The 15,276-nt window shown below is 60.1% G+C and carries 14 protein-coding genes; 7 read left to right on the forward strand and 7 right to left on the reverse strand.

What is annotated here, in order from left to right:
* Positions 1-22: 22 nt before the first annotated feature.
* Both AC4PS6_RS23960 and leuS read right to left on the reverse strand, forming a co-directional pair.
* The gene (locus tag AC4PS6_RS23960; protein WP_014720078.1) at positions 23-628 is read right to left on the reverse strand and encodes an LPS-assembly lipoprotein LptE; all 606 of its coding nucleotides are present in this window, start codon (positions 626-628) and stop codon (positions 23-25) included.
* Positions 629-716: 88 nt separating this feature from the next.
* Positions 717-3,323, reverse strand: coding sequence for a leucine--tRNA ligase (gene leuS / locus AC4PS6_RS23965; protein WP_200600697.1), 2,607 nt, complete (start codon positions 3,321-3,323; stop codon positions 717-719).
* A 261-nt stretch (positions 3,324-3,584) separates the two neighbouring features.
* Here leuS and AC4PS6_RS23970 point away from each other — a divergent pair, with 261 nt between their 5' ends.
* Positions 3,585-3,890, forward strand: coding sequence for a hypothetical protein (locus AC4PS6_RS23970; protein WP_020301951.1), 306 nt, complete (start codon positions 3,585-3,587; stop codon positions 3,888-3,890).
* Positions 3,891-3,987: 97 nt separating this feature from the next.
* Complete coding sequence (locus AC4PS6_RS23975) at positions 3,988-4,749, forward strand: YdcF family protein (protein WP_014720075.1); 762 nt, start codon at positions 3,988-3,990, stop codon at positions 4,747-4,749.
* A 112-nt stretch (positions 4,750-4,861) separates the two neighbouring features.
* Here AC4PS6_RS23975 and lnt read toward each other — a convergent pair whose 3' ends face one another.
* The 5 genes from lnt to miaB all read right to left on the reverse strand — a co-directional run bounded on the left by lnt (position 4,862) and on the right by miaB (position 10,290).
* Positions 4,862-6,385, reverse strand: coding sequence for an apolipoprotein N-acyltransferase (lnt, locus tag AC4PS6_RS23980; protein WP_014720074.1), 1,524 nt, complete (start codon positions 6,383-6,385; stop codon positions 4,862-4,864).
* An 8-nt stretch (positions 6,386-6,393) separates the two neighbouring features.
* Positions 6,394-7,233, reverse strand: a complete 840-nt coding sequence (locus AC4PS6_RS23985; RefSeq protein WP_003194444.1) for a CorC family transporter — start codon at positions 7,231-7,233, stop codon at positions 6,394-6,396.
* Between the two features lie 42 nt (positions 7,234-7,275).
* A complete protein-coding gene (ybeY, locus tag AC4PS6_RS23990; RefSeq protein ID WP_014720073.1) occupies positions 7,276-7,734 on the reverse strand; it encodes an rRNA maturation RNase YbeY in 459 nt (152 codons plus the stop codon).
* The gene (locus AC4PS6_RS23995) at positions 7,727-8,731 is read right to left on the reverse strand and encodes a PhoH family protein (protein WP_014720072.1); all 1,005 of its coding nucleotides are present in this window, start codon (positions 8,729-8,731) and stop codon (positions 7,727-7,729) included. The genes ybeY and AC4PS6_RS23995 overlap by 8 nt, the downstream gene beginning before the upstream one ends.
* Before the next feature lie 230 nt (positions 8,732-8,961).
* On the reverse strand, positions 8,962-10,290 hold the full coding sequence (miaB, locus tag AC4PS6_RS24000; protein WP_014720071.1) for a tRNA (N6-isopentenyl adenosine(37)-C2)-methylthiotransferase MiaB: 1,329 nt from the start codon (positions 10,288-10,290) through the stop codon (positions 8,962-8,964).
* Positions 10,291-10,420: 130 nt separating this feature from the next.
* Between miaB and AC4PS6_RS24005 the strand changes: the two genes are divergently transcribed.
* The 5 genes from AC4PS6_RS24005 (at position 10,421) to AC4PS6_RS24025 (ending at position 15,276) form a co-directional block, all read left to right on the forward strand.
* Positions 10,421-10,747 (forward strand): DUF1820 family protein, encoded by a 327-nt coding sequence (locus AC4PS6_RS24005; RefSeq protein ID WP_003215457.1) that lies wholly within the window; start codon positions 10,421-10,423, stop codon positions 10,745-10,747.
* A gap of 223 nt (positions 10,748-10,970) precedes the next feature.
* Positions 10,971-13,025 (forward strand): oxidoreductase, encoded by a 2,055-nt coding sequence (locus tag AC4PS6_RS24010; RefSeq protein WP_032904149.1) that lies wholly within the window; start codon positions 10,971-10,973, stop codon positions 13,023-13,025.
* A gap of 38 nt (positions 13,026-13,063) precedes the next feature.
* Positions 13,064-13,822: a transporter substrate-binding domain-containing protein gene (locus tag AC4PS6_RS24015; RefSeq protein ID WP_019818062.1), complete on the forward strand. Its 759-nt coding sequence runs from the start codon at positions 13,064-13,066 to the stop codon at positions 13,820-13,822.
* 30 nt (positions 13,823-13,852) lie between these two features.
* Positions 13,853-14,569: an ABC transporter permease gene (locus AC4PS6_RS24020; RefSeq protein ID WP_492181035.1), complete on the forward strand. Its 717-nt coding sequence runs from the start codon at positions 13,853-13,855 to the stop codon at positions 14,567-14,569.
* Positions 14,566-15,276: an ABC transporter permease gene (locus tag AC4PS6_RS24025; protein WP_038451623.1), complete on the forward strand. Its 711-nt coding sequence runs from the start codon at positions 14,566-14,568 to the stop codon at positions 15,274-15,276. The genes AC4PS6_RS24020 and AC4PS6_RS24025 overlap by 4 nt, the downstream gene beginning before the upstream one ends.

Here is a 15,276-nt window from a genome sequence, read left to right on the forward strand (position 1 = left end):
CGCCAGGGGCGCCCCGTCTGGCTTACTCGACAGGGACTTCAACAGGCGACTGTTTCGGCGTGTTGTCTTCATATTCCTGCGCGGCTTTCAGGGCGTCGGCATCAGCCTTGGCCTTGTTGTCGGCCACTTGCTGCAGCTCAGCCAGTTTTTCCGGAGTGAGCATTTGCAGGCGAGTCATCATGCGCTGGATCAGCTCACGACGCATTTCCTTGCGCACCTGGATGGTCTCGGAGTCCGAACCCACCAGGTTGTTGCCATCGTGGCTCACCACTTTCTGCACCTGGATCTTGTCACCCATCAACGGCAACTGATCACGGCCTTGTATTTCGAACATCAGCGCAGTGTTCAACTCGACGTCGGACGCACGGCCAGCACTGGCGTAGCTGATATTGCGCTGGGTTTCGCGCTCATCCGTCAGGATCAGTTTGTAGGTGGCGCCGTTGTACACGTGCACACCGCTGTTTTCCAGGGTCTGGCGCAGCTGGGTGACGGTTTCGCCGTAGGCGTTGCGGGCGCTGACGTCGAGTTCCTTGAGCGACAGCTCATTGGTGCCGGTACCGCGCAGCTGGAAGCCGCAAGCGCTCAACAGCACGGCAAGGCCCATAACCAGCAGATTGCGTTTGATCATTTTGTTGCTCCCCTTGAAACCAGGTGGGCCTTCTCGGGCCCTAAAGGTTTAGTTCGGCGTGGGGCCCAAGCCCCGCGCCTGATCCGATTTAGCTGGCGACGATATTGACCAGTTTGCCAGGCACCACGATCACCTTGCGGATGGTCAGGCCTTCGGTAAAGCGCAGCACGTTCTCATTGATACGTGCAGCTGCTTCAACCTCTTCACGGCTGGCGCTGGCCGGCATGTCGATCTGGCCACGCAGTTTACCGTTAACCTGGATGACCAGTTGCAGCGTGTCCTGTACCAGGGCGCTGTCATCCTGCACCGGCCAGGCGGCATCGATGACGGCACCGCTGTGGCCCAGACGGCTCCACAGTTCATGGCTGATATGCGGCGTGATCGGCGCGAGCAACAGGGTAACTGTTTCCAGGCCTTCCTGGATCAGCGCACGGTCTTGCTCGGTCGCCTGCGAGGCTTTTTCCAGCACGTTCATCAGCGTCATCACCTGGGCGATGGCGGTGTTGAACTTGTGGTTCTGCCCGACGTCCTGGCTGGCCTGGCGGATAGCCAGGTGGATGCTGCGGCGCACGGCTTTCTGCTCGTCGTTCAAGGCGCCGAGGTCCAGCTTGCCCGGCAGGCCCTGGCTGACGTGGGCGTGGGCCAGGCGCCAGACGCGCTTGAGGAAACGGTGCGAACCTTCAACGCCAGAGTCGGACCATTCGGCGCTCATGTCAGGCGGCGAGGCAAACATCATGAACAGGCGGCAGGTGTCGGCGCCGAACTGATCGATCATCGACTGTGGGTCGACGCCGTTGTTCTTGGACTTGGCCATCTTCTCGGTGCCACCGATTTCCACCGGCAGGCCGTCGGCCTTCAATTTGGCGCTGATGACCTTGGCCTTGCTGTCACGCTCAAGCTCGACATCCGCCGGGTTGAACCAGGTGTAGGCGCCATTGGCTTCGCGACGATAGTAAGTGTCGGCGATCACCATGCCCTGGGTCAGCAGGTTCTTGAACGGCTCATCGGAGCTCACCAGGCCTTCGTCACGCATCAGCTTATGGAAGAAGCGCGCATACAGCAGGTGGAGGATGGCGTGTTCGATGCCACCGATGTACTGATCCACCGGCAACCAATGGTCGGCTGCGGATTTCTCCACCAGGCCGCCTTCATAGTGCGGCGAGGCATAACGAGCGTAGTACCACGAGGACTCGACGAAGGTGTCCATGGTGTCGGTTTCACGCTTGGCCGGTGCGCCGCACTTAGGGCAGCTGCACTCGTAGAACTCAGGCATGCGTGCCAACGGCGAGCCAGCGCCATCCGGCACCACGTCTTCTGGCAACACGACCGGCAGTTGGTCTTCCGGTACCGGCACGTCGCCGCAGGTTTGGCAGTGGATGATCGGGATCGGGCAGCCCCAGTAGCGCTGGCGGCTGATGCCCCAGTCGCGCAGGCGGAACTGGGTGCGCGAGGCACCGAGGTTTTTCTGGATCAGGGCCACTTCCATGGCATCGAAGGCGCCCTGGAAGTCCAGGCCGTCGAATTCGCCGGAGTTGATCAGCGTGCCGTGCTCGCCGTAGGCGTCTTGCCACGGAGCGGGGTTGGTGTCGCCCGAGCTGGTGCGCACGACCGACTTGATCGGCAGGCTGTACTTGGTAGCGAATTCGAAATCGCGCTCGTCGTGGGCCGGCACGGCCATGACGGCGCCATCGCCGTAGTGCATCAATACGTAGTTGGCGACCCAAACCGGCAGTTTCTCGCCGGTCAGCGGGTGCTCGACGAACAGGCCGGTTGGCAGGCCTTTTTTCTCCTGGGTGGCGACGTCGGCTTCGGCCACGCTGCCGCCTTTGCATTCAGCGATGAACGCCTGCAGCTCAGGGTTGTTCTGTGCGGCCTGGGTGGCCAGCGGGTGTTCGGCGGCCACGGCGACGTAGGTCGCGCCCATCAGGGTGTCTGGGCGGGTGGTGAAGACCTTGAGTGCGCCCGCTTCGCCGATGGAGTCGACGTTGTACGGGAACTGCACTTCCATGCCCTTGGATTTGCCGATCCAGTTGCGCTGCATGGTCTTGACCTGTTCAGGCCAGCCCGGCAGATCGTCGAGGCTCGACAACAGTTCATCCGCGTAGGCGGTGATCTTGAAGTAGTACATCGGGATTTCGCGCTTTTCGATCAGCGCGCCGGAACGCCAGCCGCGACCGTCGATAACCTGTTCGTTGGCCAGTACGGTCTGGTCGATCGGGTCCCAGTTCACGGTGCCGCTTTTTTTGTAGATCACACCTTTTTCGAACAGGCGAGTGAACAGCCATTGTTCCCAACGGTAGTAATCCGGCTTGCAGGTGGTGACCTCGCGGGACCAGTCCACCGCCAGGCCCAGGCTGCGCAGCTGGGTCTTCATGTAGGCGATGTTTTCGTAGGTCCACTTGGCGGGCGCCACGTTGTTTTTCATCGCGGCGTTTTCTGCCGGCATGCCGAAGGCGTCCCAACCCATAGGTTGCAACACGTTCTTGCCGAGCATGCGCTGGTAGCGCGAAATCACGTCGCCGATGGTGTAGTTGCGCACGTGCCCCATGTGTAGCTTGCCGCTGGGGTAAGGGAACATCGATAGGCAGTAGTAAGTCTCCTTGCCTGGCTGTTCACTGACTTCAAAGGACTTTTGCTCGTCCCAGAAGGTTTGGGCGGCATTTTCTATTTCACGGGGCTGATATTGTTCGTGCATGGCTACTTTTGAACTGGATAGGGGTGGCCTAATCCTCTTCGGTGCACTGTCCGGGTTGTTCGACACCAAGAAGCGGCGCGTCCGTGCCCAAACCCTGCGGGAAGTGGAGTTACAGGAAGCGCCGTAGCATACATGACCCCACTCTATCGAGGGAAACCCTGATTGCGCGGCAAGGGCCGTCTGTCGCGGCACCGGGCAGGCGCAGCCACGGGGGCTACGCTGTTTAGTGGGGAGCAAGTATTTCTTCAATGAGGTGAGGGGATGGTTGAATCGCAGCGAACTTTAACGAAACCGCAGTTGTATGAAGGATTGATCGACCGTTTGGGTCGGGCATTGGATGCCGCAAGAACCGCAGGCCGATTGCGTGATGAGCGGCCTCTGGAGCTGGAGTTGCGAGGCTTGAGCCAGGCGGAGCTTGAATTGATCAAGAACTACCTGGCGTTGAATCACGACCGCGCCTCCCATGGGCAGGCTTCCCCGCCCGCTCATTCGGCCAAGGTCATCTGGCTCAAAGACCTGGCGACCGGCCGCGGGCCAGAGAACTTCCGCTCCGTGCGGTGCAAGTGAGCCCCGCGTTATCCGTTAGCGTTATCAAAATGTTGTCGGTAAGGATTGTTGCAAAACCCCGATGCATCTAGGCTGCGGGCATCTTTGGAGATGCCCGATGCCTTTTCGTTATTTCATTAAACAACTGTTGTTGCCGCCCGGTATTTTTCTGCTGTTGCTGGCGTGTGCCTGGTGGTTTCGCCGCAGCCGTCCACGCCTGGCGGGCTTGTGCTTTGCCCTCGGGCTGGGCGGGATGTGGTTGATCAGCCTGCCAGTGATGGTGCAGTGGGGCGCCCGTGTCCTGGAGACAGAACCACCTTTGGCCCGGGAAGACTGGGCCACCTTGGCCCAGCGTGCCGACGCGATTGTGGTGCTGGGCTCGGGGCGCGAGCGCGGTGACGTTGCCTGGGGCAGCGACCAGCCCACCGGTATTGGCCTGGAGCGTGAGCGTTTTGCCGCGCGGCTGGCCAAAGCATCCGGTTTGCCAGTGCTGACCAGCGGTGGCTTGCACTACGGCACGCCGCCCAGTGAGGCCGAGCTGATGGCCGTGTCGATGCAGGATGACTTCGGTGTCACCGTACGCTGGAAAGAAGAGCGAAGCCGCACTACCTGGGAAAACGCCCAGATGAGCGCCGAGATACTCTTGCCTCAAGGCATCAAGCGTGTGGTAGTGGTGACCCAGGCCTGGCACATGCCGCGTTCGGTGTGGAGTTTTGAAAAGGCCGGCTTCACCGTGGTGCCGGGGCCGGTGGGCTTTTTGGGTGTGGACCATGGCCGACCGCTGGGTGGCTGGATGCCGGAGGTCAAGGCGGTGTGGCAAAGCGGGCAGTTGATCAATGAAGCGGTGGGGCAGGTGGGGTATCGGTTGTTCTACCGGTAGGCGCAACACAGGAGATCAAAATGTGGGAGCTGGCTTGCCTGCGATGGCGGTGGGTCAGTGAGCACTCAGGGCACTGATCCACCGCCATCGCAGGCAAGCCAGCTCCCACAGGTCAGAGCGTTTTGGACATTCGTGCAGCCAGCAGAGCCCAGCCAAACAATGCCAGGCACACAATGATCAACGGCCACGAACGCCATTGCAGGTACGGCGTGAGGTTATGCATCGGCACCACCTCTCCATAGAGAATGCCACGTTCGAACTGCGGGATCTGCGCGGTGATCTGCCCAAACGGATTGATCAGCCCGGTCACGCCGTTGTTGGTGGCGCGGATCATCCAGCGGCCAGCTTCCAGGGCACGCATCTGCGCCATTTGCAGGTGCTGCAGCGGGCCGATGGAGCGGCCAAACCAGGTGTCGTTGCTGATGGTCAGCAGCAGGTCGCTCTGGGCCGACAGGCCGGCGGCGAATTCGGGGTACACCACTTCATAGCAAATGAACGGCGCAATCTGATAACCCTTGGCCTGTAGCATGGCCTGGTCAGAAGGGCCGCGGGCGAAGTCGGACATGGGCAGGTCGAAAAAGGCGATCAGCCCGCGCAACATGTCCTGCAACGGCACGTACTCGCCAAACGGCACCAGTTTCTGCTTGAGGTAGGTGCCGTCACCTTCACCCACCACGGTGATGCCGTTGAAGTAGCGCTTCTGGTGGTGCACTTCCTGGCGAATCGGTACCCCGGTGATCAACGCACTGTCCCGGTCGGCGGCAAACTTGCCCATCATGCCCAGGTAGCCCTCGACGGACTCCTTGAGCACCGGCACGGCGGTTTCCGGCCAGACCAGCAGGTCGACGCGCTTGGAGCTCAGGCTCATGTCGCGGTACAGCGCCAACTGTGCATTGAGCTGGTCGGGGTCCCACTTCATGCTTTGCTCGACGTTGCCCTGAATCGCGGCCACGCTCAGCGGCGCGCCAGACGGCGACGTCCAGGCGTGATGCTTGAGCGCCAGGCCAATGGCCCAAGGTGCAACCAGCAATAACAGGCCCGCGCCGATGAAGGCATTGCGCTTGCTGGCCAGCAGACGCGGCAGGTTGCACAGCAATGCGGCGGTGAGTGCGAGGGCGAAGGAAATCAGCCACATCCCACCCAATGGCGCGAGGCCGGTCAAAGGCCCATCGAGTTGACTGTAACCGGAGTACAACCACGGGAAACCGGTAAGGAACCAGCCACGAAAGGCTTCCTGGCCGACCCACAACGCGGCGAACGTCAATGCATCCGCCAGTGGTGCTTCGTTACGGCGCAACCAGCGTGCCCATAACCAGGCGGGCAGGGCAAAGAACCAGGCGATGGCGGCGGTGAACAGCAGCATCAGGAACCCCGCCAGCAGCACCGAAGCGCCGCCGAAGTGGTGGATGCTGTAGTAGATCCAACTGGTGCCGGCGCCAAACAGGCCGAAGCCGAAACACCAGCCACGGGCCAGGGCTTGGCGGGGTGTCAGCTCCCGCAGGCCGATATAGAACAGGCCGACCGCTACCAGCGCCAACGGCCAGATATCGAACGGCGCCAGCGCCAGGGTTGTGATGGCGCCGGCCACCACGGCCAGCAAGTTACCGGGCCAGCCGGGTGCGATCATACGGCGCATGTCAGTCCTTAGCGGGCGATAGGTGTCAAACGGATCAGATGGATACGACGGCTATCGGCATTGAGGATGCGGAAGCGATACGCACCGATCTCGGTGGTTTCATTACGCTTGGGCAAATGCCCGAACGCACTCATCACCAGGCCGCCGACGGTGTCGAACTCATCGTCCGAGAACTCGCTGTCGAAAAACTCGTTGAAGTTCTCGATCGGCGTCAGCGCCTTGATCAGGAAATCACCGCTGGGCAGCGGCTTGATGTAGCTGTCTTCTTCGACGTCGTGCTCGTCTTCGATGTCGCCGACGATCTGCTCCAGCACGTCTTCGATGGTGACCAGGCCGGCCACGCCGCCGTATTCGTCAATCACAATGGCCATGTGATTGTGGTTGGCGCGGAACTCGCGCAGCAGCACATTCAGGCGCTTGGACTCGGGCACGAAGGTGGCCGGGCGCAGCAGGTCCTTGATGTTGAAGCTGTCGCCGTTCTCCTTGAGGATCAACGGCAGCAAGTCCTTGGCCAGCAGGACGCCCATGACGTCGTCATGGCTTTCACCGATCACCGGGTAGCGCGAATGCGCCGAGTCGATCACGGCCGGGAGGAATTCCCGTGGGGTCTGGGTCGCCTTGATGCTGATCATCTGCGAGCGCGGGACCATGATGTCGCGTACTTGCAGGTCAGCCACCTGGATGGCGCCCTCGACGATGGCCAGCGCTTCGCTGTCCAGCAATTTGTTCTGGTGTGCATCGCGCAGCAGCTCCAAGAGCTCCTGGCGGTTCTTCGGCTCGTGGGCAAAAGCCTGGGTCAGTTTACCCAGCCATGACTTCTGCCCGTTGCTCGATCGGTCTTCGCTCATAGCGATTACTCTAAATCCTTTGATATGACAGTTGAGTGTTGATCAGTTTTCGTCGTCTGCGTACGGGTCGCGGTGACCCAGCTCTGCAAGCAACGTTCGTTCCAGCGCTTCCATTTCCTCGGCTTCGTCATCGTCTATGTGGTCGTAACCCAAGAGATGCAAGCAGCCGTGGATGACTAGATGGGCCCAATGGGCCTCAAGTTCCTTGCCTTGTTCGGCCGCTTCGCGCTCGACCACCGCGACGCAGATCACCAGGTCGCCCAGCAGCGGAATATCCAGCAATTCGTCGGGCACGTCGGCGGGGAAGGACAGCACGTTGGTCGCGTAGTCTTTCTGGCGCCAGGTGTGGTTCAGCTCACGGCCTTCGGCCTCGTCCACCAGACGAATGGTCAGTTCCGAGTCGGCGGTGCGCTGGCGCAAGGCCAGTTCACACCATTGGCGGAACTGGGCTTCGCTGGGGGCGGGCGCGTCGGTGGCCAGCTGCAGGTCTAGCTCAACCATCGTGGCGAGCGTCCTTGGCGGGCGCGTCGTCGCGGTGTTCGAAACGCTCATAGGCCTCGACAATGCGCTGCACCAGCGGGTGGCGTACCACGTCCTTGGGCATGAAATGCGTGAAGCTGATACCCGGCACGTCCTTGAGCACCTCGATCACCTGGCCCAGGCCCGACTTGGTGCCCTTGGGCAGGTCGACCTGGGTGATGTCGCCCGTGATCACGGCAGTGGAGCCGAAACCGATACGGGTGAGGAACATCTTCATCTGCTCAACGGTGGTGTTCTGGCTTTCGTCGAGGATGATGAAGCTGTTGTTCAAAGTGCGGCCACGCATGTAGGCCAGTGGTGCGATCTCGATCACCTGGCGCTCGATCAGCTTGGCCACGTATTCAAAGCCGAGCATCTCGTACAGCGCGTCGTAGAGCGGGCGCAGGTAGGGGTCGATCTTCTGGGCCAGGTCGCCGGGCAGGAAACCGAGCTTTTCGCCGGCCTCGACCGCTGGGCGCACCAGCAGGATGCGCCGCACTTGCTCGCGCTCCAGGGCATCGACAGCGCAGGCCACCGCCAGGTAGGTCTTGCCGGTACCGGCCGGGCCGATGCCGAAGTTGATGTCGTTGCCGAGGATTTCCTTGACGTACTTCTGCTGATTCAAGCCGCGGGGGCGAATCATGCCTTTTTTGGTACGCAAGGCCACGCTGGCTTCGGCCACCGGGTTATTGGCCAGGTCTTCCACAGCCGATTCCTGCAGGTACAGGTGCACGGTCTCCGGCGACAGCTCGCTACCCTTGGTTTCGCGGTAGAGGCGGCGCAACAGGTTTTCTGCAGACGTGGTGTGTTGAGGTTCACCAATGAGCTCGAACTGATTGCCGCGGTTGCGGATCTCGATGCTCAGGCGTTGTTCGATCAGGCGCAGGTGCTCGTCGAACTGTCCGCACAGGTTGGCGAAACGGCGAGCCTCAAACGGCTCGAGGATAAAGCGATGGGGTTCTGCTATGGGTGCGTTCAAGGTTGCTTTTAGCCGCCCTTTGGCTGATGAGGTGAGAGAGAGAATAACGCCAGGCGCCGGTGTGCGAAAGCACTTAAATAGCTTGGCCCCACTCTCGATAACCCTGAAGAACCCCTGTGGGAGCTGGCTTGCCTGCGATAGCGGTGGGTCAGTTGGCACATAGGGCACTGATACATCGCTATCGCAGGCAAGCCAGCTTCCACATTTTGATCTTCATCCGGTCAGCGAGATCAGTTGATCAACGAGCCACGCAACGAGTGTGGCTGCGCCGCATCAATGTGCACATCGGCAAACTGGCCGATCAGCGTGGGATTGTCGCAGCGGAAGTTGACGATTCGGTTGTTCTCGGTACGCCCCTGCAATTCACCCGGGTCTTTCTTCGAATAATCGGTGACCAGAATGCGCTGGATCGAACCGACCATTTGTCGGCTGATTTCAAAGCCCTGCTGATTGAGGCGATGTTGCAGCGCGTTCAAACGCTCTTTTTTCAACGCTTCCGGGGTTTCATCCAGCAGGTCGGCAGCCGGGGTGCCCGGGCGCTGGCTGTAGACGAACGAGTAGGAGAAGTCGAAACCGACGTCCTCGATCAGCTTCATGGTCTGCTGGAAGTCTTTCTCGGTTTCGCCCGGGAAGCCGACGATAAAGTCCGAACTGATGCAGATGCCCGGCACGGCAGCGCGCAGTTTGCGCAATTTGGATTTGTATTCCAGCGCGGTGTGGTTGCGCTTCATCGCCGACAAAATGCGGTCCGAACCCGATTGCACCGGCAAGTGCAGGTGTTTGACCAGCTCTGGCACTTCGGCGTGGGCCTGGATCAGGCTGTCGGAGAACTCCAGCGGGTGCGAGGTGGTGTAGCGGATACGCTCGATGCCATCGACAGCGGCGACCACGCGGATCAATTCCGCCAGGTCGGCCAGGCGGCCATCATCGGTCTGGCCACGGTAGCCGTTGACGTTCTGGCCCAGCAGGGTCACTTCGCGCACGCCGTTTTCAGCCAGGTGGATGATTTCCGATAGCACATCGTCAAACGGCCGGCTGACTTCTTCGCCGCGGGTGTAAGGCACCACGCAGAAGGTGCAGTACTTGCTGCAGCCTTCCATCACCGACACATAGGCGCTCGGCCCATCGATGCGCGGTTCGGGCAGATGATCAAATTTTTCGATTTCGGGGAACGACACGTCAACCTGCGGCAGCTTGGTGATGCGTGCGGCGTCGATCATCTCGGGCAAGCGGTGCAGGGTTTGCGGGCCGAACACCACATCGACATAGGGCGCGCGGTCGCGGATCGCAGCGCCTTCCTGGCTGGCCACGCACCCGCCGACGGCGATCACCATGTCCGGGTTGGCCAGTTTCAATTCGCGCCAGCGGCCCAGCTGCGAATACACACGGTCCTGGGCCCGCTCGCGGATCGAGCAGGTATTGAGCAGGATCACGTCGGCATCTTCGGCGCGGGCAGTGACTTCCAGGGCCTGGTGTTCGCCCAGCAAGTCGACCATGCGCGAGCTGTCGTACTCGTTCATCTGGCAACCGTGGGTTTCGATGTAAAGCTTCTTGGCCATGGGAATCGTCAACTGGTGGTAAAGAACCGCGCATTATAGGGGGCATGCCCATTGGTTCCTAGCGCTGTGCATCGGGTGCCATGCTATAGTTCGCGCCCTCTTTTATATCCCCATGTGTTGTTCGCCCACCATGACCAAACGTGAAGCTCCAATCTATAAGGTGATTTTCCTCAACCAGGGCCAGGTGTTCGAAATGTACGCCAAGCAGATCTATCAAAGTGATCTGTGGGGCTTCCTGGAGGTGGAAGAGTTCGTCTTTGGCGAGCGCACCCAGTTGGTGGTCGATCCGGGCGAAGAAAAGCTCAAGGCCCAGTTCGAAGGGGTAGTGCGCAGCTTTGTGCCCATGCATTCGATTGTGCGCATCGATGAAGTCGAGCGCTTGGGGACGCCGAAGATCAGTGAAGCTCGGGGCATGAGCAATGTGATGCCGTTTCCGATGCCGATGCCTGAGAAGTGATCTGCAATTAATTTGTAGGGCGTTTCCGAAACTGCCTCTCAATGGATAGACATTTTGTTTGAAAGATAGCAAATTTTGTTTATTCAGAGAGGGCATCATGAATCTACCAATAATAAGAAAACCTCGAAGTTTCCCCCGTTCGACTGCGTTTAATCACGCCACTCATTAGCGCCAAGTTCCATCACGCCTTCATTAACGAACTGACCTGTTCGGGAGTAGCCCTGTGCGCGATCCTCGCTATGACATTCTGTTTGAACCGGTGCAAATAGGCCCGGTGCGTACCCGCAATCGCTTTTATCAAGTTCCGCACTGTAATGGCATGGGCCACGTGCACCCCTCGGCGATGGCGCGCATGCGCGCAGTGAAAGCCGAGGGCGGCTGGGGCGTGGTGTGCACGGAAGAATGCGAAATCAGCCCGCTGAGCGAGTTCTCACCTTATATAGAAGCGCGTCTTTGGGATGAACGCGATATTCCTGCACTGGCGCGCATGTGTGAGGGGGTACACCGTCACGGGGCGTTGGCCGGGGTAGAGCTGGCATTCAATGGTTACTCGGCGCCCAACCGCTACAGTCGCGAAATTCCCTGGGCGCCTTCCAATACCCCGGTGCGCAGTTACGACCCGGTGCAGGCTCGGGCCATGAGCCATGCCGATATCCGGCAATTGCGCGCCCTGCATCGAGCCGCCGCATTGCGCGCCCGGGAGGCGGGTTTCGACATCATCTATGTGTACGCCGGCCACGACCTGAGCGTGCCGTTCCATTTCCTCACGCCACGCAATAACCGGCGTACCGACGAATACGGCGGTACGTTGAAAAACCGTGTGCGCCTGTTGCGCGAGTTGATCGAAGACACTCGCGACGCAGTCGGTGATCGGTGTGCCGTAGCGGTCCGCCTGGCGGTGGATGAGCAAATGGCCGACGGCCTCAGCCGCGAGGGCGAAGGTGCCGAAATCTTCTCGATGCTGGCGGACCTGCCGGACTTGTGGGACGTCAATGTCGCCGATTGGTCCAATGACAGCGTGACGGCGCGCTTTGCCGGGGAGGGTTACCAGGAGGCCTTCCTGCTGGGGCTCAAGGCGCTGACCAGCAAGCCCGTGGTGGGCGTCGGCCGCTTCACTTCGCCGGACACCATGGTGTCTTTGGTTCGCCGTGGCGTACTGGACCTGATCGGGGCGGCCCGCCCTTCGATTGCCGATCCGTTCTTGCCCAAGAAGATTGAAGAGGGGCGCGCCGAGGAAATTCGCGAATGCATCGGCTGCAATGTATGTGTCAGTGGCGACCACACCAGCACGCCCCTGCGCTGTACACAGAACCCGACCATGGGCGAGGAGTGGCGGCGTGGCTGGCACCCCGAGTCGGTCAACCGTACGCAGCAACCCGGCCGGGCGCTGGTGGTCGGCGCCGGGCCATCCGGGCTTGAGTGTGCACGGATCCTAGGTGCGCGAGGGATGGAAGTGGCCCTGGTCGACAGCCTGCGCACCCTAGGCGGGCGTGTAGCGTTGGAAGCCCGGCTGCCGGGGCTGGCGAGTTGGGCACGGGTGATTGACTATCGACTGGATGCGTTGAGCCGCATGCCGTCAGTCGAGATCTATCGGGAAAGCCCCTTGCAGGCCCAGGATGTGCTGGATTTCGCCGCCGAGCATGTGTTCATCGCTACGGGTTCCCATTGGCGGCGGGATGGCTTGGGACGCGCCTTGCGCTCCCCCTTAACGGGCCTGGAGAGCCTGCCCGTGCTGACGCCTGATGACCTGATGGCGGGGGTGTTGCCCACTTCGCCGGTGCTGCTGTTCGATGACGATCACTATTACATGGGCAGCGTGCTGGCCGAACACCTGGTGGCGCGGGGTGTGGAGGTGATATTCGTCACCCCTGCGGCGGACGTGGCGGCCTGGACCCATAACACTCTCGAGCAGCACCGCATTCAGCGTCGTCTGATGCAGTTGAATGTCACGATCATACCGTCCCATACGCTGGTCAGCGTTAAGCCTGAGGGCGTGGTAGCGGGCTGCATCTACACCGAACGTACGCGGTTGATCCCAGCTGCAGCCTTGCTGCTGGTCACTTCCCGGGAGCCTGAGCAGGCGCTGTATCAGGCCTTGAACAACTCACCCGAACAGTTACAGGCGGCAGGCATCCGAACGCTGACGCTGATCGGCGACTGTGTGGCGCCGGGCACCATTGCGGCGGCGGTGTATTCAGGTCATCGCATCGCACGTGAGTTCGATGCGCCCGAAGGCTCGCTGATAGTGCGGCGGGAAATTCCATTTATCGAGGTGTAGTCAGTCCGACTGTTCAATCAATAACGAGGAATACAATAATGAAAAAAATACTCCTGATGTTATTCACCACACTCCTTATTAATTCATCGTTGTTTGCCAGCGATTATAAAGTGATCCGTTTCGCTGCCGATCCCAACTATGCGCCCTTTGCTTATAAAGACAGTACGGGCACTTTGACCGGTTTTGAAATAGATATTGGCAATGCAATTTGTGCACATTTGAATGTTCGCTGCCAATGGGTCGAGAGTGACTTTGACGGCATGATTCCCAGCCTCAATGCCGGCAAGATCGACGCCATCCTTGCTTCAATGACCATCACTGCCGCTCGGCAAAAGGTCATCGACTTTTCCTCGGAGGTGTTTTCCAGTCCCACCGCCATGGTGATGCGCCCTGGCACTGAGCTTTCCACAGGCATGGCCGTCGGCTATTTGCAGGGCAGTACTCAAGAAGTGTATGCCCGGCAAGTGCTCGCCGGGCAGGGTATGAAGGTGGTGGCTTATGCCGATCAGGAGCAAGTGTACGCGGACCTGCTGACAGGGCGTTTGCAGGCATCGCTGCAGGATGCTCAGCAAGCACAGAGCGGATTTTTACGTTCACCCCAAGGCGTCGGGTTCGTGCTGGGCCCGTTGATTGACAGCGAGTTGATGCCGTCCAAAAGCGGCATTGGCATCGCCAAGGGCAACCACACGTTGAAAGCGCTGTTGGATAAGGGGCTGGCTGCCCTGCACGCCGATGGCACCTACGCTCGCCTGCAAGAGCAGTACTTCCCCGGAGTGAACATGTTCAGCGGCCAATAACCGCCCTCAACGGCCAGCGAGGACACAATCATGCTACCTGCCTTCACTCAATTCGCCGCGTCCCTGGGCGGTTTTTTGCCGATGTTACTGCACGGGGTCTGGGTCACCCTGCAACTGGCACTGTTGTCATTGCTGCTGGGGCTGATCCTGGGCCTGCTGGGGGCAGGCACCAAGCTGTCCAGGGTCAGGGCATGGCGCCTGTGCGCGCAGGTGTATACCACCTTGATTCGCGGGGTTCCGGACCTGTTGTTGATGCTGTTGATTTTCTACGGGTTGCAGACAGGCCTGAGTCGTCTGACCAGCGAATTGGGCTGGGCCTACATCGATGTCGACCCTTTCAGCGCCGGCGTGATCACTCTGGGGTTTATCTACGGCGCCTATTTCACCGAAACCTTTCGCGGCGCGTTGCTGGCTGTGCCCCGGGGCCAGTTCCAGGCTGCCAAAGCCCTTGGCCTGACCTTCAGGCAGAGTTTTGTGCATGTGATATTCCCGCAAATGATGCGGTTTGCCCTGCCGGGGCTGGGCAATAACTGGATGGTCTTGCTCAAGGCCACGGCGTTGGTGTCGATCATCGGCTTGGCAGACTTGGTGAAAGTGGCGCAGATGGCGGGCAAGAGCAGTCAGCAATTACTGGCTTTTCTGCTGCTGGCGGCGCTGGTTTACCTGTTGCTCAGCAGTGTTTCAAACGCGGCGTTGCGCTGGCTGGAGCGTCGGTATGGTGACGGTGTGCAGGAATCATCATCATGATCGAGCTTATCCAGGAGTATTGGCGGCCGTTTATCTATTCTGACGGCCAACAAATCACCGGCCTGGCCATGACCTTGTGGCTGACTAGCGTCTCTTCGTGCCTGGGCCTGCTGTTGGCGTTGCCACTGTCCATTGCCAGGACGTCCAGCCGACGCTGGCTGCGTTGGCCGGTGCAAAGCTTTACCTACGTGTTTCGCGGCACACCGCTGTATATCCAGTTGCTGATCTTCTACACCGGCATCTACAGCATTGGCGCCGTTCGCGAGCAACCGTTGCTGGATGCTTTTTTTCGCGAAGCGCTCAATTGCACCCTTCTGGCGTTTGCCCTCAATACCGCGGCCTACACCACGGAAATACTCGCGGGCGCGATCCGGGCGATGCCGCGCGGTGAAATCGAGGCTGCACGGTCGTTGGGTTTCGACGGTTGGAAGCTGTACGTGCACTTGATCATGCCCTCGGCCCTGCGCCGGTCGTTGCCCTACTACAGCAATGAAGTGATCTTCATGTTGCATTCCACCACCCTGGCGTTCACGGCAACGGTGCCGGATATCCTGAAAGTCGCACGGGATGCCAACGCTGCAACCTTCCTCACCTTCCAATCCTTTGGCCTGGCCGCGGCGCTCTACTTGTGCATTACGTTCGCGTTGATCTGCCTGTTCCGTCTGGCAGAACGACGCTGGCTGAGCTTTCTTGATTCGAATCGATAG

The sequence above is a fragment of the Pseudomonas sp. DW-iso17 genome (assembly GCF_058725345.1).